The organism is Pseudarthrobacter sp. NIBRBAC000502771, assembly GCF_006517215.1.
Classification (GTDB): domain Bacteria; phylum Actinomycetota; class Actinomycetes; order Actinomycetales; family Micrococcaceae; genus Arthrobacter; species Arthrobacter niigatensis.
The window spans coordinates 2,389,441-2,411,552 of sequence record NZ_CP041187.1 but is presented as its reverse complement, the minus strand read 5'-3'; the positions used below and the strand labels follow the sequence as shown (position 1 = coordinate 2,411,552).

Sequence of the window (22,112 nt, the reverse complement as noted above, 5' to 3'; positions counted from 1 at the left end):
CACTACTTGCTCGTGGCGTGCTTGGGCAGGGCGGGCCAGCGCCCGCCCTGCCGCGGAGCCTTAGTTGCCGGCGTAAGGCGACACCACGACGTCGACCCGCTGGAATTCCTTCAGGTCGGAATATCCGGTGGTGGCCATGGAGCGCCGCAGGGCGCCAATGAGGTTGGACGTGCCGTTGGTGTGGTGGCCGGGCCCAAAGAGGACCTCCTGCAGCGGGCCGACGGTGCCCACGTTGGCGCGGTCTCCGCGGGGCAGTTCGGTGTGGTGCGCTTCCTGGCCCCAGTGCCATCCCTTGCCCGGTGCTTCTTCTGCCCGGGCCAAGGCACTCCCCAGCATGACGGCGTCGGCGCCCATGGCGATTGCCTTGACGATGTCGCCCGAGGTGCCCATCCCGCCGTCGGCAATGACGTGGACGTAGCGGCCGCCGGACTCGTCCATGTAGTCGCGGCGGGCGGCTGCGACGTCGGAGATGGCGGAGGCCATGGGTGAGTGGATGCCCAGGGCGCGGCGGGTGGTGGTGGTGGCGCCGCCGCCGAAGCCGACCAGGACGCCTGCGGCGCCGGTGCGCATGAGGTGCAGCGCCGGGGTGTAACCTGCTGCGCCGCCCACGATCACCGGGACGTCGAGTTCGTAGATGAACTGCTTGAGGTTCAGCGGCTCGTGGTCCTTGGAGACATGCTCGGCGGACACGGTGGTGCCGCGGATGACGAAGATATCGACGCCGGCCGCCAGGACGGTCTTGTAGTGTTCCTGGGTGCGCTGCGGGGTCAGGGACCCGGCAACGGTGACGCCGGCCTCGCGGATCTCAGCCAGGCGGGAGGTGATGAGCTCCGGCTGGATGGGGGCCTGGTAAAGCTCCTGCATGCGCCCGGTCACGGCGGGGCTGTTGGTTTCGTCCTCCAGCGCCGCAATTTCGTCCAGGACCGACTGCGGATCCTCGTACCGGGTCCAGAGGCCTTCCAGGTCCAGCACGCCAAGGCCGCCCAGCTTGCCGAGGGCGATTGCGGTGGCCGGGGACATGGCCGAGTCCATCGGCGCGGCGATCACCGGCATCTCGAACTGATAGGCGTCGATCTGCCAGGAGACGGAGACGTCCTTGGGGTCGCGGGTGCGACGGTTGGGGACGATTGCAATGTCATCCAGGGAGTAGGCACGACGCCCACGCTTGCCACGGCCGATCTCGATCTCATAAGTCACTGCTCTAGGTTATCCCAGCGGCTTCGGTGAACTGGCCCGGCTGTGTCCGTCCGGGTAGCGCTGCCGGTTGGAGCGTTGCCATCGAAGGCGGACCCGTCCTGGCCTCCCATTAGAGTGGCGTGATGGGCGCACGCTGGATTTTCGACGGGCACATCGCCGGGATTGGCACTGCCTCCGGGCTGCGCACCGTCGTGGGCATCTGGCAGGACTCCCCCTTTGGTTCATTTGCCGATGTCATGGTGCAGCAGCCTTCGGGGCACCGGATGCTGCTGGCTCCCTCACCCGAAGTGGCTGGCTTCATATCGGCCACATACAGCTTTGACGAGGTACAGGTCGGGGAGGTTCACGCCTCGCTCGCCGGACAGGTGTTGACGGTCGACGCCGGCCCGCTGGCCATCCGGGCTGCCACCGGACCGCGTACCCTTCTCGGAACAGCGCTGCGGGCAGTGCCCCGGCGCCTTGCGGTCCATCCCCGGTGGCTCGCCGCGGTCAATCCGCTCGCCGCCCTCGCGGCACCCGGCGCCCGCACGTACGGCACTGCCGGCAGCGGCAGGGCTGAGTTCTACGGGGTGACTGACCTGCACCACGTGACCTCCGCCGTCGTCAGCTGGGAAGGATCCGACGCCGGGGCGCTGGCTCCCATCCGGCCCGCCGTCACGTTCGGCTTCAGCAGCGTGCCGCCGCGGCCAAGCCTTGCCCGTGTCCGAACCACAGTTGTGGAGGCATGACGGGCAGCCGCGTCAGACTTCTTCAGGTTCATCGACCGTCAGCTGCGATTCGAACATCCTGAAGTAGCGGCCGCGCAGGGCAACCAACTCCTTGTGCGTGCCCTGCTCCACCACTTCCCCGTCCTCCAGCATGTACACGACGTCCGCCTTCTCGATGGTGGCGAGCCGGTGGCTGATAGCGATGATGGTGCTGCTGCGGTCCGCAAAGAGCCGGGTGAAGATGCGGTGCTCGGCGAGGGCGTCGATGGCGGAGGTGGGCTCGTCCATCACCATGAAGGAGGCGTCCCGGTAGAAGTTCCTGGCCATGGCAAGGCGCTGCCACTGGCCTCCCGAAAGGCCGCTCCCCTTCCGCCCCCGTGGATCCTCCATCCAGTTGCTGACGTGGTTGTCCAGGCCGTTGGGCAGCCTGTTGATGAATTCCAGGGCCTCCGCGTCCGAGGCCGCCCTGCGGATGCGTTCATTATCCCGGGCCGAGTCGACGTCCCCGAAGTAGATGTTCTCGGCCGCCGTGGCGAACTCATACTTGAGGAACTCCTGACTGAGCACGGCCAAGTGCCGGTGCCAGGAGGTGACGTCGACGGCGGCGAGGTCCACGCCGTCGAGCAGGACCTGGCCTGAGTCAGGCCGGTAGAGCCCGGCGAGGATGCGGATCAGCGTCGACTTCCCAGCCCCGTTCTCACCCACGATGGCGATGTGCTGGCCCCGCCGGATGGTGAGGCTGATGCCCCGGATGACTTCGATGTCGCTTCCGGTGTAGGTGAAGCGGATGTCCTTCAGCTCAATTTCCCGCGGGGCTTCCAGCAGCGGCGGGGCGTGCTCAGAGTGCACGGGCATCGCCATGAACAGCTCGTAGTCCTTCAGGTTCGCGAGGTCTTCGTCAATGGAGCTGAGCGAGGACACCAGGTTGTTGGCCGTGGACAACGCACGGCTGACGATCTGCTGTACGTAGAGGAACTGGCCCACCGGGGCTGCGCGGGCAATGATCTGCCCCACCACCCAAATCAAGGACACCACCTCGGCACCGTACTGCAGGGCGTCCGCAGCCAACTGCCTGGGAATGTACCGGCGCTGGTAGTCCAGCCGGCGACGCTCGTCCGCATCACGAAGGCGCGAGCGAAGGTCCATGAGGAAACTGACGATGCCGTAAAGCCGCATTTCGGCAATGTGCTGCGGCCGGAGGAGGTTGGTCTCGATCATGCGGCGCTGGCGGCGTGAATCTACCTGCGTGTTCCAGTGCGCGATCTGCTCCCTGGACAGCTTGAACTGCAGGTACACGCTGGGGACGATGGCCACCAGGACGATGACGGCGATCCACCAGCTGACCAGCAGCAGGGCGCCGATGGCCAGGATGACTGAGATCAACTGGGTGAAGATTGCTGCGATGCGGTCCAGGACGCGCGCATACGAATCCGAAAACCGTTTGGCACGGTCGTAGAGGTCCACTGTCTCCTTGTCGTCGTACCGCCAGAACTCGAGGGCAAGGAAGCGTTCGTACATCTGGTCACCGACGATGGCCCCCACCTTGAAGCTCATCAACTGCTGGATATACCGGTCGATGCTGTTGAAGGCGCCCCAAAAGAGACCCAGCGCGGCAGTGACGACGACGTAGACGATCGCAAGGCGCCCCGCCGTGCCATCGCCCGCGTAGGCTGCCGCCAACGCCGTGGTGGTGAGGGACGCGAAGTAGGTGGTGACCAGCGGCAGCACGGCCGAAATCAGCGAGCCAAGCACTTTCATGACCACCGCGCCCGGGGAGGCGCGGAAACTCACCCGGAGAACCTGGGCCACGGCCTTGGCATAGGGACGCAGCGCCAGCCGCTTTTGCGGGTCGCGTTTAGGGGCCAGTTCCGCCGGATGGCGCGGTTGGGACATGGAATCAGCCTAGCGCCGGACTGGACATGAAAAACGGCCGCTAGCCAGCGAGACGCAGCACGAGTGCTGCCTCCAGAATGCTTCTTTGCCCTGGCAGGCTTCCCGGTGGCCAGTGGGTTGGTTCTGAATCCTGCTGTTCCGGGTTGTAGAAGCGTCCGGTGGGTGATGTCCAGCCCGGTGGGTCCTTGCTCGTGGCCGGGCCGGGGGTCCATTGGCTGTGGTGCTTGAGCCGATGATGCTTACGGCAGAGCTGGGCCAGGTTGCTGGTTCCCGTGGTGCCGCCGTGTTCCCACGCTTGGAGGTGGTCTGTTTCGTTGTCGGGGGTCTTGTTGGTGCAGCCGGGGAACGTGCACTGGGCATCGCGCAGCCTGATCCAGCGTTTGATGGCCCCGGTGAGCCGGTAGTTTTTGCGGCCTATTTCCAGGGGTGCGCCGTCGCGCGGGTCGACCAGGACCCGGTAGAACGACTCCGCCCCACCGGCGACGAGTTTCCGGGCCATGGACGCCGGAATGGGGCCGAAACCATCCAGGGTTGCTGGTTCGTCGGTGGCTCCGAGGAGGGCGAACACGGGCACGGTGACCAGGACGTCGGCCCGCGGCGCCGGGACCTTCGCGATCCCGGTGACACCCTGCGTGCCCGGGGCGGTGCCGGTGGACCCCTCGCCCGCCATCTGGCCGGCGCCGAGGAGGAGGCTGGCGGCGATGTCGGGGCGGAGTTGGGTGAGGGTGCGGGGTTCGTTGGGGCCCTGGAGGCCGCGGGCGGTGGCGGTGGTCCGGTTCCAGATCGCGCACGCGGTGTCGCCGGGAAGGTAGAGGGAGACCCAGGCCATGCCGTCCCGGTCCGGGGTGTACTCCATCCGCCGGTCCGCCACCCCTTTTACATGGCGCTTTTGGATTGATTCCGGATGATGGCGCTCCCGCCACCCCCGGACCTTGGCCCGGAACCGGGACGGAACGAGTTCCCCGGGCAAGGCACCCCGGGCCGGGTTGGGAGTGTCGGGGTCGAAGAAGTGGTCCGCCAGCCCGGCAGCCCCGACAGCGTCAAAGCCCTCGGTCTCGTCCGCGACAATTCGCGAGTGCTGCCACGACATCACGCCCGCCGCCAAGGCGTTCATGACCAGCGGCAGGGAACAAATCCGCCGGGACTGCTCCACCAACGCCCCGGCACCGGCGGAGCTGATGGTGAGGACCCCGGCGATCTCCTCCACCACCGACATCTGCGCGTACGTGCGGTCCTGGACCGAGGCGTCCGGCGGGGTCATCGCCTCCTGGAACCCGACGGCGTCGGCAGCATCTCGTGCTTTCACCCCTGCAAGCTGCGCCTCCAGCCGGGACGTAAGCTCCAGCCGCTCCAGCCGGATCTCATAGCGCCGCTGCAGCACATCCACACCGGCACCCACACCCGCACCAAGACCGAAACCAACATCCAAACCGGCTGCCAGGGAAGCGTCCTCCCGCTTCAGCGCATCCAGGGCAGCAACAGAGGCACGAACACCCTCCAACACCACGCCAACACCACCGCCGATTCCCATACCCACATCATCCAGCGGGGGTCCGACATTCAAGGACGAGAAGGGCTCCGCGGAGGAAAAGAAGAGGAGGCAAGGTCAAAAACCTTGCCTCCTCTATTCAGTCCTGTGTCTAGCGCGAGCCGTAGTTCGGCGCCTCGACGGTCATCTGGATATCGTGCGGGTGCGATTCCTTCAGCCCGGCGGAGGTGATCCGTACGAATTTGCCCCGGACCTTCAGCTCGGGGACAGTGGGTGCGCCGGTGTAGAACATGGTCTGGCGCAGGCCGCCCACCAGCTGGTACGCCACGGAGGACAGCGGGCCACGGTACGCCACGCGGCCTTCGATGCCTTCAGGGATCAACTTGTCGTCACCGGAGACGTCAGCCTGGAAGTAGCGGTCCTTGGAGTAGGACGTGTTCTTGCCGCGCGACTGCATGGCGCCCAGGGAACCCATTCCACGGTAGGACTTGAACTGCTTGCCGTTGACGAAGATCAGGTCGCCAGGGGACTCGTCGCAGCCTGCCAGGAGCGAACCCAGCATCACGGTGTCGGCTCCGGCCACCAGGGCTTTGCCGATGTCGCCGGAGTACTGCAGGCCGCCGTCGGCGATCAGCGGAACGCCTGCCGGAATGGCAGCCTTGGCGGATTCGTAGATGGCCGTGATCTGCGGGACGCCGACACCGGCCACGACGCGGGTGGTGCAGATGGACCCGGGACCAACGCCCACCTTGATGCCGTCGGCACCGGCGTCGATCAGGGCCTGGGCGCCTTCGCGGGTGGCGGCCTGGCCGCCGATGATGTCCACGTGGGCGGCGACGGGGTCGGACTTCAGCCTGCGGATCATGTCCAGGACACCCTGGGAGTGGCCGTTCGCGGTGTCCACGAACAGGGCGTCGACGCCGGCGTCCACCAGGGTCATGGCGCGCTCCCAGCCGTCGCCGAAGAAGCCGATCGCGGCACCCACGCGGAGGCGGCCCTCATCGTCCTTGGTGGCAAGGGGGTACTGCTCGGCCTTGGTGAAGTCCTTGGTGGTGATCAGGCCCTTGAGCCGGCCCTGCTCGTCCACGAGCGGGAGCTTCTCGATCTTGTTGGTAGCCAGCTTGTGCGAGGCTTCCTCGCGGCTGATGCCTACATGCCCGGTGACCAGGGGCATCTTGGTCATGACGTCGCTGACCAGCCGCAGCGGGAAATCGGACTCCGGCACAAAGCGGGTGTCGCGGTTGGTGACGATGCCCAGCAGCCGGTTGTCCTCATCCACCACGGGAAGGCCGGACACGCGGTAGTGGGCGCAGAGATCATCGAGCTCGCGCAGCGTTGCCTCGGGCCGGATGGTCAGCGGGTTGGTGATCATCCCGGACTCGCTCCGCTTCACCCGGTCAACCTGGTCCGCCTGGTCGGCGATGGACAGGTTGCGGTGCACCACGCCCAGGCCGCCCTGGCGGGCCATGGCGATGGCCATCCGGGATTCCGTCACGGTGTCCATGGCGGCGGAGAGCAGCGGGGTCTGGACCGTGATCCGCTTGGAAATCCGCGAGGACGTGTCGGCCTCGGACGGAATGACGTCCGTGTGCCCCGGCAGGAGCAGGACGTCGTCGTAGGTCAGGCCGATAAAGCCAAAGGGATTGTGTTCGGGCTCGGTCATGAGTGCGCCTCTTACCTTGGTTGCTGGGTCACGGGTAGGGGTTGCAGCCGATGACCAGCCCGTGATTACGGAACTGGCCTGTGCAGACGATCCTGCGGGAGCACCGCGCAGGACGGCGTTCCGGGGGCAGAAAGTGTTGAGTAAATATTAGAACCTCGGCGCCGATCCCCCTATTCCACGCCGCCAATGTGAGCAACCCCACCCACGGTCCGGCAACCGTGACGGCTCAGCTCCAGCCGGTGGCAGCCAGCAGCCGCTGTTCGAACATGGGAATCATGGACTCGACATAAGTCCTGGTGAGGTGGTTGTCGTCCTTGTAGACGTACACATTCCCCACCACGGCCGGGCAGACGCCCCGTGCGCAGATGAAGTCGCTCATGTCCATCAGGTGAAGCCCCGGAAGCTTGCCGCGGTAGTTTTCCAGCGGCGACGGCTCCACCAGGGACTCGGCCAGAGGCGGGTTGCACGCGGGTGCGCCGGCACCGTTACGTTGGGCGCACTGCGGCATATTGAAGGTGAACCGGGGGTTGTCCCGGATGCCGACGATCTCGATTCCAGCGTCAGCGAACGGCTTCACACCATCGAGGTATCCCGGAACCTCAGTTTCGAACGGGGCGTCCTCGTGGGTCAGCGACGCCACGGTGAACACGGCGTCCGGCCGGTGTTCCAGGACGTAGGCGGAGCTGGCGCGGTTGTAGGCGTTGCATTCAGCGTTCCTGGCGTCCGATTCGGCTCCGAAGCGGCAGGCAGGCATCAGCAGGGTGACAATCTCCCAGCCACGGGCCGCTGCCACCGGCGCCAGGGCGGCGAGGTACTGCTGGGCGTGGGAGTCGCCCAGGACCACGATGCGCCGGGTGGCCGGTTCCTCCGGAAGCTCCTGCCGGCAGCCCTCCAGGATGGGGTCGGCCGTGGCGTTGGCACCGGTGCAGGGCGAGTCGATGCCGGCCCAATCGTTGTCCAGGGCCGTGGGCCCCGGGATGGTGCGGGCTCTCGGCGCGGGCGAGTCTTCGTTCTCCGGGGTGAGCGCCAGCGCCCCGGGCGTGAGCTCCCTCGGTTGTGCCGCCGTCGCACTTTCCTCAGCGGTGAGTGATGTCTGCCAGACCGCGACGGGCCCGGCCAGGACAGCGCCACAGGCAACAACGACGACGGCGGTCCGCCACGTTCGGAGCTTGGGCCAGTGCCAGTCCCGCAACGGCTTTTCCACGAAGCGCGTGGTCAGGACGGCGAGGACGATGGCGGCTCCAACGATGCCGAGGCCCTGCATGAGGTTCGGCGCTTCGACGCCGGTGGCCGCGAGCGCCAGCACCAGGACGGGCCAGTGCCACAGATAAAGGGCATAGGAGTTGTCGCCCAGGGCCACGGCGGCCCGGCTGCTGAGCAGGCGGTCAACGCCGAAACGGCTGCCGGTCTGCCCGGCGACGATGATCGCGGCGGCCGCAAGCGTAGGCCACAGTGCCACGTACCCCGGGAAGGACCGGTCAACGGTCAGCACCAGTCCGCAGGAAATCATCGCGGCCAGTCCGGCCCAGCCCAGGGCAATGCGCACCATGCGTCCGGGCCGCAGGTACGGCAGCGCCAGCGCCAGCAGGGAGCCCAGTGCAAACTCCCAGAGCCGGGTACGGGTGTCGAAGTAGGCGTAGGCCTGGTTGGTGGCTGTCTGGCCAACGGAGTAGGCCAGTGACACCGCGAAGACTGCACCGAAAACCACGGCCAGCAGGCCGCGGTACGTCAGCCCTTGCAGGCGGGATACCCTGCGCAGCCCGGCCAGAACGGCTGCCGTGGCGGCAAAGACCAGCGGCCACAGGATGAAGACCTGCCCTTGGATGGACAGGGACCAGAAGTGCTGCAGCGGGCTGGCACCGGCGTGGTCCTGCGCGTAATAGTCCACAGATAAGTCCGCCAGGAGCCAGTTCTGGCTGTACAGCAGGGACGCCCAGGCCTGGTCCAGTACCTGCGGCCAGCGGCCCTGCGGCAGGATCAGCCAGGTGCCGGCGAGCACGCCGAGGATCACCACGACGGCGGCTGGCAGCAGCCGCTTTAACAGGTGCAGCCAGTGCGCCGGCAGCTTGAAGGGTTTGCCTGACTCGGCTTTCCGGACGAACGACAACGTGAGCAGGAAGGCCGAGATGAGCAGGAAGATATCGACTCCGCCGGACACCCGGCCCAGCCACACGTGGTAGGCCACCACCATCAGGACAGCCAGCGCCCGGAGCCCCTGGACCTCCGGACGGAAAGTGGGCTTCCGCGGGCGTTCAGAGGGGCCGGATCCGGGTGCCTTCGGGGCTTCCGTTACGGACACTAGAACCCCTCACAACAGCCGCCAGCCAAAGCATCAAGCCTAGCCAACGCGCTGTCCAACAGCCAATCACGCCGCCGGTTCAGACTATGCTGGGCCCAGTCGTGGAAGGGAGCGGGCGTGGTTGTCCAGCTGCGGATTTGTGTGCCCGGGGAGCTGTCCGACGTGACCGTGCAGACCTGCCGCGACCAGCGTGGAACGGCAGAGGTCACTGTGGTCCGGGGCGCCTCCGTGGTGCCAGAGGGCGATGTCATTGAAGTCCTGGTCGCCCGGGAATCAGTGGAGGAACTTCTGGAGAAGCTCAACATCCTGAAGGTCCGCGATGTTGGGTCCATTTCCATGTCCACACCCGAATTCGTGCTGTCCCGGAACGCCGACCAGGCTGAGCGCGCCGCCCCGGGTGAGGGCGCAGACGCTGTGATCTGGGAGGACGTCACCCGGCAGACTGGCGAGGACTCCCGCTTGACCTGGAACTTCCTTGCCTTCCTGGTCCTGGCAACCCAACTCGCCGGAATCGGTATTGTGACCGACTCCCCCATTGCCATTGTGGGCGCCATGGCAGTGGGTCCTGAGTTCGGGCCACTGGCCGCCCTCGCGGTTTCGATCGCCACCCGAAAGTGGAGGCTTGGCCGCCGTGCCGCAGTAGCCCTGGCCGTGGGCTTCCCGGTTGCGATGCTGCTGGCCGCACTGACGGCGTGGCTGTCGATCCCGCTGGGCCTCTTTCCGCGCGATGCCCTGGACAAAGGCTCGGCAGTGGAGTTCATCTACCACCCGGGCCCGTATTCGTTGATCGTTGCCATCCTGGCCGGAATCGCCGGGATGCTGTCCATCATCGGCCGCCGCTCGGCCGCCCTGATCGGTGTCTTCATCTCCGTGACCACAGTGCCGGCGGCCGGATACGTGGCGGTAGCTTTGGTACTGGGCGAATACCCGAAGGCTGCAGGCTCCGCGCTCCAACTGCTGCTCAACCTTGTAGGCATCGTGGTGGCCGCCGTCGCCGTCCTGCTCTTCTACCGCATGATCTCCAAGCGCCTGCCGGATGGTGAGGCCCGGACCCTACGGCGCCAGGGCAGCAGAAGCCGCAACTGACGGACAACGGTTCCTTTCGACTACGAGCGCAGCAGGGAGCGGAGGGTCTGGATGGTGTCCGCCTCGGCCGGGGCCTTGTCCTCCCGGTAGCGCTTGACCCGGGCAAACCTCAGGGCGATCCCGCCCGGGTAGCGCGGCGACTGCTGCACGCCGTCAATGGCTATTTCGACGACGGTCTTCGGCTCAACCCATACGGTGCCAGCGGTGCGCCGCACCTCAATCTCCTGGAACCTCTCCGTCTGCCAGCGCAGCAGTTCATCCGTAAGGCCCTTGAACGTCTTGCCCACCATCACGTAGCCGCCGGGTTCGCCGAAGTCACCGCCGGGATCCAATGCCCCGAGGTGCAGGTTAGACAGCATCCCTGTCCGGCGTCCCGAGCCCCATTCGCAGGCAAGCACCACCAGGTCGTAGGTATGCACCGGCTTCACTTTCACCCAATTGGATCCGCGCCGGCCGGCGGCGTAGACCGAGTCGATCGCCTTCACCACCACGCCCTCATGGCCCGCGGCCAGCGCATCCTGCGAAACGCGCTCGGCGACGGCGGGGTCGGCGGTGACCTCCCCCGGGATCCGGTGTGCAGGGGCCACGCGGTCGAGGATGTCGATGCGGGTGGCCAGCGGTTCATCCAGCAGGTCACGGCCGTCGATGTGCAGCACGTCGAAGAACCAGGGGTGCAGCAGCGTCTCCCGGACTGCGTCTGCGCCAAAGCGCGACATGGTTTCCTGGAAGGGCCGCGGGGCGCCCTCTTCATCCAGGGCGAGGGTTTCGCCATCGAGGATGACGTCCTGTACCGGCAACCCGCGGACCAGGTCCACCACCTCGGGCAGGCGGTGCGTTACATCGGCAAGGTTGCGGGTGAAGATGCGCACGTCGCTGCCGGACCGGTGCACCTGGATGCGGGCGCCGTCGAGCTTATATTCCACCGAAGCCTCCCCGGTGGCTTCAAGGGCCGCGCCCGCGCTGCCGGCGGTGGCCGCGAGCATGGGCTGCACCGGCCGGCCCACCACCAGGCCGACGGCATCAAGTTCCGCGGCGGTGCCCATCAGTGCAAGTAGCGCCGTACCGCCGAGGTCGCCGGAGAGCATGGCCGCACGCCGCACTGCGTCGACGGGCCGGTCCGAGGCGCGTGCGACGGCGTCCGTCAGCACTCCTTCCAGGGCGCCGGTGCGCAGTTCCCCAAGCAGGACGCCGGCGATGAACGACTGCTCGGGTTCGGTGGCGGCAGCCATGAGCGTATTGAGGATGGCGGCCCGTTCTGCACCCGACCCGCTGCCTACTGTTGCCAGGAGCCGGTCCAGCGCGGTATCGAAATCCGACACGGTGAGGCGTGGCTCCGCTGCGGGTTCCGCCTTGGCCGCAGCCACGGCGCTCCAGCCAACCCCAACCCGGCCCTGGCGGGGTTTGGCACAGAGCAAGCCCACCGCCGTCGGAATCTCCGCCGGTTCCAGCCGGCGCAGCAGGTGGACCAGGGCGTCCACCTTTGCCAGCCGGGACCGGGTTGATGCGACGGCTTTAGTGGTTTCCACGAGCTCAAGGAGCAGCATGGCACCATCCTGCCACGGGCACTGCACCGGCACCCTGGATCGGAGTACTGGACAGCGTGCAGGCGCGGTCCACAATGTGCGCGTGGGGATCATCGTGGCAAACCTGTTCATCACCCTCGACGGCGTGTACCAGGCGCCGGGCGGCCGTGAAGAAGACCCTGAAGGCGAATTCGCGTTCGGCGGCTGGCAGGCGCCGGTGTCCGACGACGAGGCCGGCGCCTCGATAGCGGACGAGATCAGCCGGATGGATGCCCTCCTCCTCGGCCGGAAGACCTACGACATCTTTGCGTCCTACTGGCCCCACCAGTCCGGTGACATAGCCGATGCCCTCAACCGGGTCCCCAAGTTCGTTGTCTCCGGCACAATGGCGGACCCGGACTGGGCCGGCACCACTGTCCTGCCGGATGCCGCGGCCGCGGGCGGCCTACGGGACGGGTTTGGGCAGATCCATATGTTCGGCAGCGGGGTACTGATCCGGTCCCTCATGGCGGCCAATGTGCTGGACCGGCTCCATTTCTGGCTGTATCCGGTGGTCCTGGGCCAGGGAAAGCGCCTGTTCGGCACTGGAACGGTGCCCTCCACCTTCACGCTGGCCGAGCCGGCCCGCAGCTTCCCGAAAGGGGCGGTCTCGCTGGTGTACGAACGCGGAGGAGAAGTGGAGACGTCCGAGATGACCGCAACCTAACCTCGCTTCGCTCGGCCAGGGACCCTGGCGGCGTGGGCCCAGCAACCTAGCCTGGCATCCTGTGAAGGGCATGAAAAAGGCTGGCCCGGCAGATGCCGGACCAGCCTTTTCAGCGGAAAGCCGCTAAGGTGCAGCCCTAGTGGCTGTGGCCTGCGTGTTCGTCCTCTTCGGCCGGCTTCTCCACGACCAGGGTCTCGGTGGTGAGAACCAGGGCGGCGATGGAGGCCGCGTTGCGGAGGGCTGCACGGGTGACCTTGACGGGGTCGATGACGCCCGCGGCGATCAGGTCCTCGTACTCGCCGGACTTGGCGTTGAAGCCGTTGTTGGTCTCCAGGTCGGCAACCTTGGAGGTGACAACGTAGCCATCGAAGCCGGCGTTCTGGGCAATCCAGCGCAGCGGCTGCACCAGTGCGCGGCGGACGATGCCGACAGCTGCGGCGGCGTCGCCTTCGAGGGCCTTCACGGAAGCGTCCTCGTCCAGTGCCTTGAGGGCGTGGATGAGGGCGGTACCGCCACCGGCCACGATGCCTTCTTCGAGGGCAGCGCGGGTGGAGGACACGGCGTCCTCGATGCGGTGCTTCTTTTCCTTCAGCTCAACCTCGGTGGCAGCGCCAACCTTGATGACGCCGATGCCGCCGGCAAGCTTGGCCAGGCGTTCCTGGAGCTTCTCGCGGTCCCAGTCGGAGTCGGTGCGGGTCAGCTCGGCGCGCAGCTGGGCTACGCGTGCAGCCACGTCCTCGGCCGAACCGGCGCCGTCGACGATGGTGGTGTTGTCCTTGGTGACGGTGATGCGGCGGGCAGTACCCAGCACCTCCAGGCCTACGGAGTCCAGGCTCAGGCCCAGTTCCGGGGAGACAACCTGTGCACCGGTGAGGGTGGCGATGTCCTGCAGCATGGCCTTGCGGCGGTCGCCGAAGCCGGGAGCCTTGACGGCCACGACGTTCAGGGTGCCGCGGATGCGGTTGACGATCAGCGTGGACAGGGCCTCGCCCTCAACGTCCTCGGCGATAATAAACAGCGGCTTGGAGCTCTGCAGGGCCTTTTCGAGCAGCGGCAGGAATTCCTGGATCGAGGAGATCTTGCCCTGGTTGATCAGGATGAGTGCGTCCTCGAGGACTGCTTCCTGGCGCTCCGCGTCGGTGACGAAGTACGGGGACAGGTAGCCCTTGTCGAACTGCATGCCCTCGGTGAGGACCAGTTCGGTCTGGGTGGTGGAGGACTCTTCGATGGTGATGACGCCATCCTTGCCCACCTTGCCAAAGGCCTCGGCGAGGAGCTCACCGATCTCGTCGCTCTGCGCCGAGATGGCGGCAACGTTAGCCACCTGGGTGCCTTCGACCGGGCGGGCGTTTTCGAGCAGGCGGGCAGCCACGGCCTCAACCGCAACCTCGATGCCGCGCTTGATCTGGCCGGGGGCAGCGCCGGCTGCAACGTTGCGCAGGCCTTCCTTGACCAGCGCCTGGGCCAGGACCGTGGCGGTGGTGGTGCCGTCGCCGGCAACATCGTTGGTCTTGGTGGCTACTTCCTTGGCCAGCTGGGCGCCAAGGTTCTCGTAGGGATCGTCCAGTTCCACTTCGCGGGCGATGGTGACGCCGTCGTTCGTGATGGTGGGGGCGCCCCACTTCTTGTCCAGGACGACGTTGCGGCCGCGGGGGCCGAGCGTCACCTTGACGGTGTTCGCGAGCTTATCGATGCCGGCCTCAAGGGACCTGCGGGCAGCGTCGTTAAACGCAAGCTGCTTTGCCATGGTTTTGTCCTTTCAAAGACAGAAACCCCGCACTGCCGGCCAGCATGAGCATGGCCGGCAGCACGGGGATCCGAAGAGTTACTTGACGACGATTGCCAGGACGTCGCGGGCGGACAGCACGAGGTACTCGGTGCCGCCAGTCTTGACTTCAGTTCCGCCGTACTTGGAGTAGATGACGACGTCGCCAACTGCTACGTCAACGGGAACGCGGTTGCCATCTTCGAAGCGGCCGGGGCCAACTGCAACAACTTCGCCTTCCTGCGGCTTCTCCTGTGCGGAGTCCGGGATGACCAGGCCGGAAGCCGTGGTCTGCTCGGCTTCGAGCGGGCGGACAACAATACGATCCTCAAGAGGCTTAATAGAGACCGACACTCGGACCTCTCCTTTTCGTCAGCAAATTCGTGGACTGGAAAGCTTTCCGCCGTAGCTGGCAAACCGTCGTCGCGGTGCCGGCAGCAGCCTGGCTGGCAGCTCTTCATGTGTTAGCACCCTCCTAGGGAGAGTGCTAATGAAGACTCTATGTAAGGGTTAGCACTCGGTCAAGGTGAGTGCCAACGTTTCGTCATGGGCGTACACCCTTTGGCGCCCGACGGCGGTGGGCCGCCGGGGAGGGAAGGCACCCCATCCCGGCAGCCCGGGTGGTCGGTGCCCCGCGTCGTCACCGGCCCAGGTCGTCGAAGTCCACGTCCTCGCCGCCGTCGGTTTCGCCGTCGTCCTGGTTCCGTCCCCTGTACAGCACCCAGCCGGACACTGCCGCGGCGAGCAGCGCAGCAACGAGGAAGAAGATGCTCCCGGCCCGCGCGCCGTCGTACAGCCCGCGGATGTCCCTGGCCTCCGGGGTGTTGTCCTGGACGTTTTTGCCGCCTACCGAATAAACGGTCGCGTTGAACGTGTCCAACAGGAAGATGATCACCAGCAACGCGATGCAGACCACGGCCACCACGGCGGCGGCAATCAGGACGGGACGGGCGAACCTGGCCGGCCCGTGGTCCCCCGGTTCGTGGTCATCGGGCTCGCGGGGGGCTGCGCTCTCATCCATGGATTCAACAGTATCCGCATCCCGCCCATGCACTCCTCCACTAGGCTGGAACCCATGGCTCACGCTCCCCAGGACCAGATGGCACAGGACCAAATCGCACCGTTGCTGACCCCGGAGGGCTGGGAGTTGCTGGCGTCCCTGGGCCCATACCGCGATGAGGACTCGTTGGAGCTCAACGCTGCACTCCGGAAGGCAGGTCACCCTGCAGGACTCGTCTCGGCCGTCCTGACCCAATCGCGGCTGCGCACCAGGGCGGAGTCCAAGTTCGGCGAATTCGCCCGGCAGATGCTTTTCACGCAGGCTGGGTTGGAACAGGCCACGCGCCTGAGTGTCGCCGCCCACCACGCCCGGCGGTTCGCCGCCGCCGGGATCAGCCACGTGGCGGACCTTGGCTGCGGCCTGGGCGCGGACTCCCTGGCCCTGGCCTCCCTGGACCTCAACGTCACTGCCGTCGAAATGGACGAAACCACCGCGGCCTGCGCCACCGTGAACCTCATTCCCTTCCCCAACGCCACGGTGGTGCATGCCGACGCCTCGTCCGTCCCCCTGGACGGGATGGACGGCGTCTGGCTGGACCCGGCCCGGCGGGTCACCTCCAGCTCCGGCACCAAGCGGATCTGGGACCCTGAGGCATTCTCGCCGCCGTTGTCCTTCGTGGAGTCACTGGCTGCCCGGGGCAAGGCCGTGGGCGTGAAGATGGGCCCGGGCATGCCGCACGAGTCCGTGCCTGCGGGCTGCGAGGCGCAGTGGGTGTCGGTGGCCGGTGACGTCACGGAGGTGACCCTGTGGTTCAACGGCGTTCGCCGGCCCGGAGTCCGCCGCGCCGCGCTGGTCCTGGGGCCGCAGGCACCTGCGGAGTTGACCAGTGCCGAGGACTTCGGCGCGGGCCCTGCCGCGCCGGTGGGCCCCGTGGAGGGGTACCTGTATGAACCGGACGGCGCCGTGATCCGTGCCGGGCTGGTGGCGGACGTGGCGCTGCAGCTCGGCGGCCACCTGGTGGATGAACACATCGCCTACATCTGCGCGCCCAGGCTCCTGGCCACCCCGTTCGCCCGTGCCTTCAAGGTCCTGGAGGTCATGCCGTACAACGTCAAGTCGCTCAAGGCATGGGTAAAGCGGGAGGGCATCACCGTGCTGGACATCAAGAAGCGCGGCATGGCGGTCACTCCGGAAGAGCTGCGGAAGCAGCTGCTGCCCGGCGGAAAGAACGCGAAGAAGGGCGGTAGGACGGCCACCCTGGTCCTGACGCGCATCGGCGAGGACCGGGTGGCCATCGTGGTGGAACCTGCCTGACGCACGCCTTACTGGGCGCGCATGAAGTCCTCGGCCGCCCGCACTTGGTCCGGCGTGGGACGCACGCCCGTGTACAGGACGAACTGCTCCAGCGCCTGGATGGTGGCCACCTCGGCCCCCGTGATCACTGGTTTGCCGGCCACACGGGCGGCGCGGATCAGCGGTGTTTCGGCGGGCAGCGCCACCACGTCGAACACCAGGCGGGCTGCGTCGATGGCTTGGGCAGGGAAAGCCATTGTGTCAGCTTCCGCGCCGCCCGCCATGCCGATCGGGGTGACGTTGATGATCAGGTCAGCCGTCCCGCCGTCGAGCGCTGCACGCCACTGGAAGCCATACTGGTCCGCCAGCGCACGCCCGGCGGCCTCGTTCCGGGCGATGACGGTGACGTCCCGGAATCCTGCGTCCCGGAGGGCTGCAACGGTGGCCTTGGCCATGCCGCCGGCGCCCTGCACCAGCACCGAATAGTCGGTAGGGACTTCATTGGTGGCGAGGAGCTGTTCGATGGCGGTGTAGTCCGTGTTGTACGCCTTGAGATGCCCGTCCGTGTTCACGATGGTATTTACGGAGTCGATGGCCTTGGCGGAGGGGTCCATCTCGTCCACCAGCGCGATGACGTCTTCCTTGTAGGGCATGGAGATGGCACAGCCACGGATGCCCAGCCCGCGGACACCCGCGATGGCCTGTTCGAGGTTGGTGGGCGCGAACGCCTTGTAGATCCAGTTCAGGTCCAGCTGCCCGTAAAGGTGGTTGTGGAACCGGGTCCCGTTGTTGCTGGGACGGGCCGAGAGCGAGATGCAGAGGGTCATGTCTTTATTCAGAATGGGCACCAGACCATTAAAGCGTTCCTGCGGGCATGCGCGGCCAGGGGCTCAGGGGCAGCCGGTTCCGGCCGGGAAGGGCCCGACGGCGGCGGGCAGCTTTCCCGGGGCCGGGGCCTTCCCTGCCAGTACGGCGGCCAAGGCGTCGAAGGCGGCATCGGTTCGTCCGTACAGTGCCAGCTTCACCGGGGCGCTGGACCCCTGGAGTAGCCAGGGGGCGTCGAGGGACACGGCGATGTCCCCGCCCGCCGGTTTGCCGCCGAATCCGATGAGGTTGACCACCGGCCCTGATCCCACGGCAATCCCGGCGCGCGCGGCGGCGGCTTCAAAACGTTCCCGGTCCCCCGGTCCCCCGCCGGCCACCCGCACGGAGCCGGGAACCAAGGGTCCGCTGCAGGGGCCGGAGACAACCGTGACGGCCGATGCCGAGACCTGGGCCGACAGCGCTGCCCCGCTTCCTGCCGGAGCACCCGCGCCCGGGGTTCCGGCAGGCGGCGTGGTGCGGGCATGCCAGATCATCATGGTGGCCACGCGCTGCGCTGCCTCATCCAGGCGTGCGGCGGGAAGGGTCCCGGCGGCCAGGGCCTGGACGATGGCGGCGTGCGCCTGCTCCACGTCCGCAGGCATCAGCAGCAGGTCGGCGCCGGCGGCCAGTGCTTTCACTGCAGCGGCGCCGGCCGGGTACTGGTTCTCGACGGCGCCCATGTTGAGGGCATCGGTCACGGCCACGCCCTTGAAGCCCAAACCCCTGAGCGCCGCGTAGCTCGGTGCGGAGAGCGACGACGGCACACCGGGTTCCAGCGCGGGCACGGCAATGTGTCCGGTCATGACAATGGGCAGGCCCGCGGCGACGGCAGCCTCGAAGGGTTTCCAGTCCCGGCCCCGCAGCACGTCGAGGCCTGCCGGCTGGACGGGGAGGCTGAGGTGGGAATCCGCCGTTACCGAGCCGTGCCCGGGAAAGTGCTTGACGGTGGGGAGCACCCCTGCGTCCAGCATGCCTTGGGCGAATGCCGTTCCCTGGGCTGCCGCCGCAGCAGGGTCAGAGGACATGGAACGGGCGCCGATGGTCGGGTCTGCAGGGCCGACAGTCACATCAGTGTCCGGTGCGAAATCCAGGTCGAAGCCCAGCGGCACCAACTCGCTTGCCAGGCTCTTGCCGGCCTTGCGCGTCAGGTCAAGGTTGCCGGCGGCCCCGTAGCTCATGGGCGTGGGCCATTCGGTGAGGGGCTGCCCCAGGCGTGCCACCGCTCCGCCTTCCTGGTCTACGCTCATGATCCCCGGCCAACGCCGGCCGTCCGTGGCAACAGCCTGCTGCAACCGCTGGTTCACGGCACCCATTCCGGGCACGTCCACCTGGCCCCGTGGGTCGCGGGGCACGTTGTCCCCCATGATGATGGACCCTGCCAGGTGGAGGCGCTGGATGAGCGCCGCCTGCGCCTCCACCTGGTTGCCCTTGAAGAACGGGAGCAGGACCTGCCCGGCTTTCTGCTCGGGCGACATGGCCGCGACGGCCGCCGCCGCGGCGTCCTGGTCCCGCTGCTCCGGCCCCCACCCCAAGGGCCGGGAACCCGGATCAGGTGACGGGGAAGCCAAAGGGGGCGCCGGCGTCGTACTTGCTGATGCGGACGGGGACACCCCGGTGGGCGGCGCGGAGGACGACGGCGGGGCGGCGCCCGGGGAGGCCGAGCAGGATGCCAGCGCCAGTGCGGAAAGGGCGGCGAGGAGGGGGAAGGATTTGGCAGGACTATGACGCGGGGGGAACGGTGCCATCAGTACGATGCTACCCCTGCACTAGACTTGAACCACCCGTTCCCCTGCCGGCAGCAGCCTGTGAGCGGCTTCAGCCAGCGGCAAACCGGACAGTAAGGAAACGTGTGAAGATCGACTTCGCGTCATCGAGGCAGTCAACCCTCGGTGTTGAGTGGGAGCTTGCCCTGGTGGACGGAAAGACGGGCGAGCTCGCTTCCGTGGCCAACCAGGTGCTCCGCGGCGTGGCCTCCCGCCATCCCGAGCTCAACGAAGACGACGAACATCCGCACATCAAGCAGGAACTGCTGCTCAACACGGTGGAACTGGTCACCGGGATCTGCGAAACGGCCGCCGAGGCCAAGGAGGACCTCAACAGGTCCGTCGCTGCCGTGCGTGAAATCACCGATCCCATGGGCGTGGAGCTGTTTTGCGCCGGCAGCCACCCGTTCAGCCCCCCGCAGCTGCAGCCCGTGACGGACAAGGAGCGCTACGCCAAGCTCATCGACCGGACCCAGTGGTGGGGCCGGCAGATGGTCATCTACGGCGTCCACGTCCACGTGGGCCTGGACCGCCGGGACAAAGCCCTTCCGGTCCTGGACGGCCTGGTCAACTACTTCCCGCACTTCCAGGCGCTCTCCGCGTCCAGCCCGTTCTGGGGCGGCGAGGACACCGGATACGCCTCGCAGCGTGCTTTGATGTTCCAGCAGCTTCCCACCGCGGGCCTACCCTTCCAGTTCACGTCCTGGGCGGAGTACGAGTCCTATGTCCAGGACATGTTCACCACGGGCGTCATCGACACCATCTCGGAGATCCGGTGGGACATCCGGCCGGTGCCCGCCCTGGGCACCATCGAGATGCGGATCTGCGACGGCCTGGCCACCCTGGAGGAAGTAGGGGCCATCGCGGCGCTCACGCAGTGCCTGGTGGATGAGTTCTCCACCACCCTGGACAATGGCGGCACCATCCCCACCATGCCGCCGTGGCACGTCCAGGAGAACAAGTGGCGGGCTGCCCGGTACGGCCTGGACGCCATCATCATCCTTGACGCCGCGGGCAAGGAGCAGCTGGTCACCGACCACCTGCTGGAGACCCTGAACCGGCTTGAACCGGTCGCGGCCAAGCTGCGCTGCTCCGACGAACTGGCCGACGTCGAGAAGATCATCAGCCGCGGCGCCGGGTACCAGCGCCAGCGCCGGGTGGCTGCCGAGAACGGCGGGAACCTGCAGGCCGTGGTGCTGGACCTGGTCAAGCAGATGCGCAACGGCCCCACCGCCTGACCAACCCCCTTCCCGTTTCGCAGGGTTTGCCGGGTGTCAGGCGGGGAGCGAGACCGAGGTTACGGGCATCGAGGAGTCCGGGGCGAAGCCGATGCCGCTTGGGTCGGCGCCGGCCATCACCAGCTGCGCGCCGAGGGCGGCCACCATGGCGCCGTTGTCCGTGCACAGGTCCAGCGGCGGGACGTGCAGGCGGATACCGGCGGAGGCGCAGCGTTGCCCGGTCAGCTCCCGCAGGCGGGAGTTTGCCGCTACGCCGCCGCCCAGCAGGACATCCTTGATGCCGTGCTCCCGGCAAGCCAGAACCGCTTTGGAGGAGATCACGTCCACCACGGCTTCCTGGAACGCCGCGGCAATGTCGGCCACGGGAATCTCTTCGCCGCGGGCCTCGAACTGCTCTACGCACCGTGCCACGGCCGTCTTGAGTCCGCTGAAGGACCAGTCGTACCGGTGCGGGCCGGGTTCATCGGCCGTGCCCATATATTTCGGCTGGCTGAGGCCCCGGGGGAAGCGGATCGCCTTGGGATTGCCGGTGCGGGCCACCTTGTCGATGGCCGGTCCCCCGGGGTAGCCCAGCCCCAGGATGCGCGCCACCTTGTCGTACGCCTCGCCTGCGGCGTCGTCGATGGTGGAGCCCAGGAGCTGCACGTCGCTGGTGATGCTGTTGATCCGCAGGATTTCGGTGTGGCCGCCGGAAACCAGCAGGGCTCCGAGGTTCTCCGGCAGCTCCTGCCTGCGGCCGGTGGCACGGTCGTCCAGGAGTCCGACGCCAACGTGCGCCACCAGGTGGTTGATGGCGAACAGGGGTTTTCCGGTGGCCACGGCGAGCGCCTTGGCGGCGCACACGCCCACCATCAGCGCGCCGGCAAGCCCAGGTCCGGAGGTTACGGCGATGGCATCCACCTCGTCCAGGGTCACGCCGGCGTCGGCCAGGGCCTGTTCGAGGGTGGGAACGAAAGCATCCAGGTGGGCCCGGGAGGCAATCTCGGGGATGACTCCGCCGAAACGGACGTGCTCGTCCATGGAGGAAGAGACCGTATTCGTCAGGAGGGTGGTGCCACGCACGATGCCAACGCCGGTTTCGTCGCAGGACGATTCGATGCCCAGCACCAGGGGCTGCGTACGGTTCATGCCTGGCCTGCTTCCGTTGCTTCGTGTCTGTCAGTTTCAGGCGCGGCCAGCTGGAGCCGCATGATGAGGGCGTCCACGCCGTCGCGGTAATACCGGGGGCGGATGTGGATCTGTTCGAAGCCGAACCGCACATAGAGCTGTTGTGCCCGAGGGTTGTCGGCCCGGACCTCAAGAAGGACGTCAGCGGCGCCGCGGTGCCGGGCCTCGTCGATCAGCTGCGTGAGGAGCGTGCTGCCGATGCCGCGCCCCTCGTGCTCGGGGACGACGGCGATGGTCTGGACGTCAGCGATGGGCTCGATGCACATCAGCCCGGCGTAGCCCACGATGCCACCCGTGGTCTCCGCCACCAGGTAGCGCCGGGTCTCCGGCTGGGAAAGTTCGTCCAGGAACATCTGGACTGGCCACGCGTCAATGGGGAAGAGCTTGTGTTCCAGTGCGCCGACGGCGGGAATATCGTCCAGCGTCATGTCGCGGACGGTGACGTCAGCCGCGCGTGGG

General features: G+C 67.2%; 18 protein-coding genes. 5 read left to right on the top strand and 13 right to left on the bottom strand.

Annotation, left to right across the window (positions count from 1 at the left end; genetic code table 11):
* Positions 1 to 60: 60 nt before the first annotated feature.
* Positions 61 to 1,197, bottom strand: coding sequence for a GuaB3 family IMP dehydrogenase-related protein (locus tag NIBR502771_RS11340; protein WP_141159838.1), 1,137 nt, complete (start codon positions 1,195 to 1,197; stop codon positions 61 to 63).
* 122 nt (positions 1,198 to 1,319) lie between these two features.
* Here NIBR502771_RS11340 and NIBR502771_RS11335 point away from each other — a divergent pair, with 122 nt between their 5' ends.
* Positions 1,320 to 1,925: a hypothetical protein gene (locus NIBR502771_RS11335; protein ID WP_141159837.1), complete on the top strand. Its 606-nt coding sequence runs from the start codon at positions 1,320 to 1,322 to the stop codon at positions 1,923 to 1,925.
* A gap of 12 nt (positions 1,926 to 1,937) precedes the next feature.
* On the opposite strand, the gene NIBR502771_RS11330 is transcribed toward NIBR502771_RS11335, so the two are convergent.
* From NIBR502771_RS11330 to NIBR502771_RS11315, 4 genes are all read right to left on the bottom strand, one after another.
* Positions 1,938 to 3,797 (bottom strand): ABC transporter ATP-binding protein, encoded by a 1,860-nt coding sequence (locus tag NIBR502771_RS11330; RefSeq protein WP_141159836.1) that lies wholly within the window; start codon positions 3,795 to 3,797, stop codon positions 1,938 to 1,940.
* Positions 3,798 to 3,837: 40 nt separating this feature from the next.
* Positions 3,838 to 5,328 (bottom strand): HNH endonuclease signature motif containing protein, encoded by a 1,491-nt coding sequence (locus NIBR502771_RS11325; protein WP_141159835.1) that lies wholly within the window; start codon positions 5,326 to 5,328, stop codon positions 3,838 to 3,840.
* Positions 5,329 to 5,437: 109 nt separating this feature from the next.
* The gene (guaB, locus tag NIBR502771_RS11320) at positions 5,438 to 6,949 is read right to left on the bottom strand and encodes an IMP dehydrogenase (protein ID WP_141159834.1); all 1,512 of its coding nucleotides are present in this window, start codon (positions 6,947 to 6,949) and stop codon (positions 5,438 to 5,440) included.
* A gap of 226 nt (positions 6,950 to 7,175) precedes the next feature.
* Positions 7,176 to 9,248 carry an acyltransferase family protein gene (locus NIBR502771_RS11315; protein WP_141159833.1) on the bottom strand — a complete coding sequence of 691 codons (2,073 nt, stop codon included), beginning with the start codon at positions 9,246 to 9,248 and terminating at the stop codon, positions 7,176 to 7,178.
* Between the two features lie 117 nt (positions 9,249 to 9,365).
* On the opposite strand from NIBR502771_RS11315, the gene NIBR502771_RS11310 reads away from it, so the two are divergent.
* Complete coding sequence (locus tag NIBR502771_RS11310; RefSeq protein WP_141159832.1) at positions 9,366 to 10,334, top strand: DUF389 domain-containing protein; 969 nt, start codon at positions 9,366 to 9,368, stop codon at positions 10,332 to 10,334.
* Between the two features lie 20 nt (positions 10,335 to 10,354).
* Here NIBR502771_RS11310 and NIBR502771_RS11305 read toward each other — a convergent pair whose 3' ends face one another.
* Positions 10,355 to 11,878 carry an ATP-dependent DNA ligase gene (locus tag NIBR502771_RS11305; RefSeq protein WP_141159831.1) on the bottom strand — a complete coding sequence of 508 codons (1,524 nt, stop codon included), beginning with the start codon at positions 11,876 to 11,878 and terminating at the stop codon, positions 10,355 to 10,357.
* An 82-nt stretch (positions 11,879 to 11,960) separates the two neighbouring features.
* Here NIBR502771_RS11305 and NIBR502771_RS11300 point away from each other — a divergent pair, with 82 nt between their 5' ends.
* Positions 11,961 to 12,563 carry a dihydrofolate reductase family protein gene (locus tag NIBR502771_RS11300; protein WP_141159830.1) on the top strand — a complete coding sequence of 201 codons (603 nt, stop codon included), beginning with the start codon at positions 11,961 to 11,963 and terminating at the stop codon, positions 12,561 to 12,563.
* A gap of 136 nt (positions 12,564 to 12,699) precedes the next feature.
* Here the strand turns inward: NIBR502771_RS11300 and groL are convergent, their stop codons facing one another.
* The 3 genes from groL to NIBR502771_RS11285 all read right to left on the bottom strand — a co-directional run bounded on the left by groL (position 12,700) and on the right by NIBR502771_RS11285 (position 15,349).
* Positions 12,700 to 14,310, bottom strand: a complete 1,611-nt coding sequence (groL, locus tag NIBR502771_RS11295) for a chaperonin GroEL (RefSeq protein ID WP_141159829.1) — start codon at positions 14,308 to 14,310, stop codon at positions 12,700 to 12,702.
* Between the two features lie 78 nt (positions 14,311 to 14,388).
* Positions 14,389 to 14,682, bottom strand: coding sequence for a co-chaperone GroES (groES, locus tag NIBR502771_RS11290; protein ID WP_003805290.1), 294 nt, complete (start codon positions 14,680 to 14,682; stop codon positions 14,389 to 14,391).
* Positions 14,683 to 14,968: 286 nt separating this feature from the next.
* Positions 14,969 to 15,349 carry a hypothetical protein gene (locus tag NIBR502771_RS11285; protein WP_210411211.1) on the bottom strand — a complete coding sequence of 127 codons (381 nt, stop codon included), beginning with the start codon at positions 15,347 to 15,349 and terminating at the stop codon, positions 14,969 to 14,971.
* A gap of 54 nt (positions 15,350 to 15,403) precedes the next feature.
* Between NIBR502771_RS11285 and NIBR502771_RS11280 the strand changes: the two genes are divergently transcribed.
* Positions 15,404 to 16,642 carry a class I SAM-dependent methyltransferase gene (locus NIBR502771_RS11280; RefSeq protein ID WP_141159828.1) on the top strand — a complete coding sequence of 413 codons (1,239 nt, stop codon included), beginning with the start codon at positions 15,404 to 15,406 and terminating at the stop codon, positions 16,640 to 16,642.
* An 8-nt stretch (positions 16,643 to 16,650) separates the two neighbouring features.
* Here NIBR502771_RS11280 and NIBR502771_RS11275 read toward each other — a convergent pair whose 3' ends face one another.
* A complete protein-coding gene (locus NIBR502771_RS11275; RefSeq protein ID WP_141161521.1) occupies positions 16,651 to 17,448 on the bottom strand; it encodes a shikimate 5-dehydrogenase in 798 nt (265 codons plus the stop codon).
* A gap of 63 nt (positions 17,449 to 17,511) precedes the next feature.
* Positions 17,512 to 18,960 (bottom strand): glycoside hydrolase family 3 N-terminal domain-containing protein, encoded by a 1,449-nt coding sequence (locus NIBR502771_RS11270; protein ID WP_141159827.1) that lies wholly within the window; start codon positions 18,958 to 18,960, stop codon positions 17,512 to 17,514.
* 374 nt (positions 18,961 to 19,334) lie between these two features.
* Here NIBR502771_RS11270 and NIBR502771_RS11260 point away from each other — a divergent pair, with 374 nt between their 5' ends.
* Entirely contained in the window at positions 19,335 to 20,486 is a 1,152-nt protein-coding gene (locus tag NIBR502771_RS11260; RefSeq protein ID WP_141159825.1) for a glutamate--cysteine ligase, read from the top strand.
* 36 nt (positions 20,487 to 20,522) lie between these two features.
* Here the strand turns inward: NIBR502771_RS11260 and tsaD are convergent, their stop codons facing one another.
* Together tsaD and rimI are read right to left on the bottom strand one after the other, a co-directional pair.
* Positions 20,523 to 21,614, bottom strand: a complete 1,092-nt coding sequence (gene tsaD, locus NIBR502771_RS11255) for a tRNA (adenosine(37)-N6)-threonylcarbamoyltransferase complex transferase subunit TsaD (protein ID WP_141159824.1) — start codon at positions 21,612 to 21,614, stop codon at positions 20,523 to 20,525.
* On the bottom strand, positions 21,611 to 22,081 hold the full coding sequence (rimI, locus tag NIBR502771_RS11250; protein WP_141161520.1) for a ribosomal protein S18-alanine N-acetyltransferase: 471 nt from the start codon (positions 22,079 to 22,081) through the stop codon (positions 21,611 to 21,613). Before rimI ends, tsaD begins: the two co-directional genes overlap by 4 nt.
* Positions 22,082 to 22,112 lie beyond the last annotated feature (31 nt).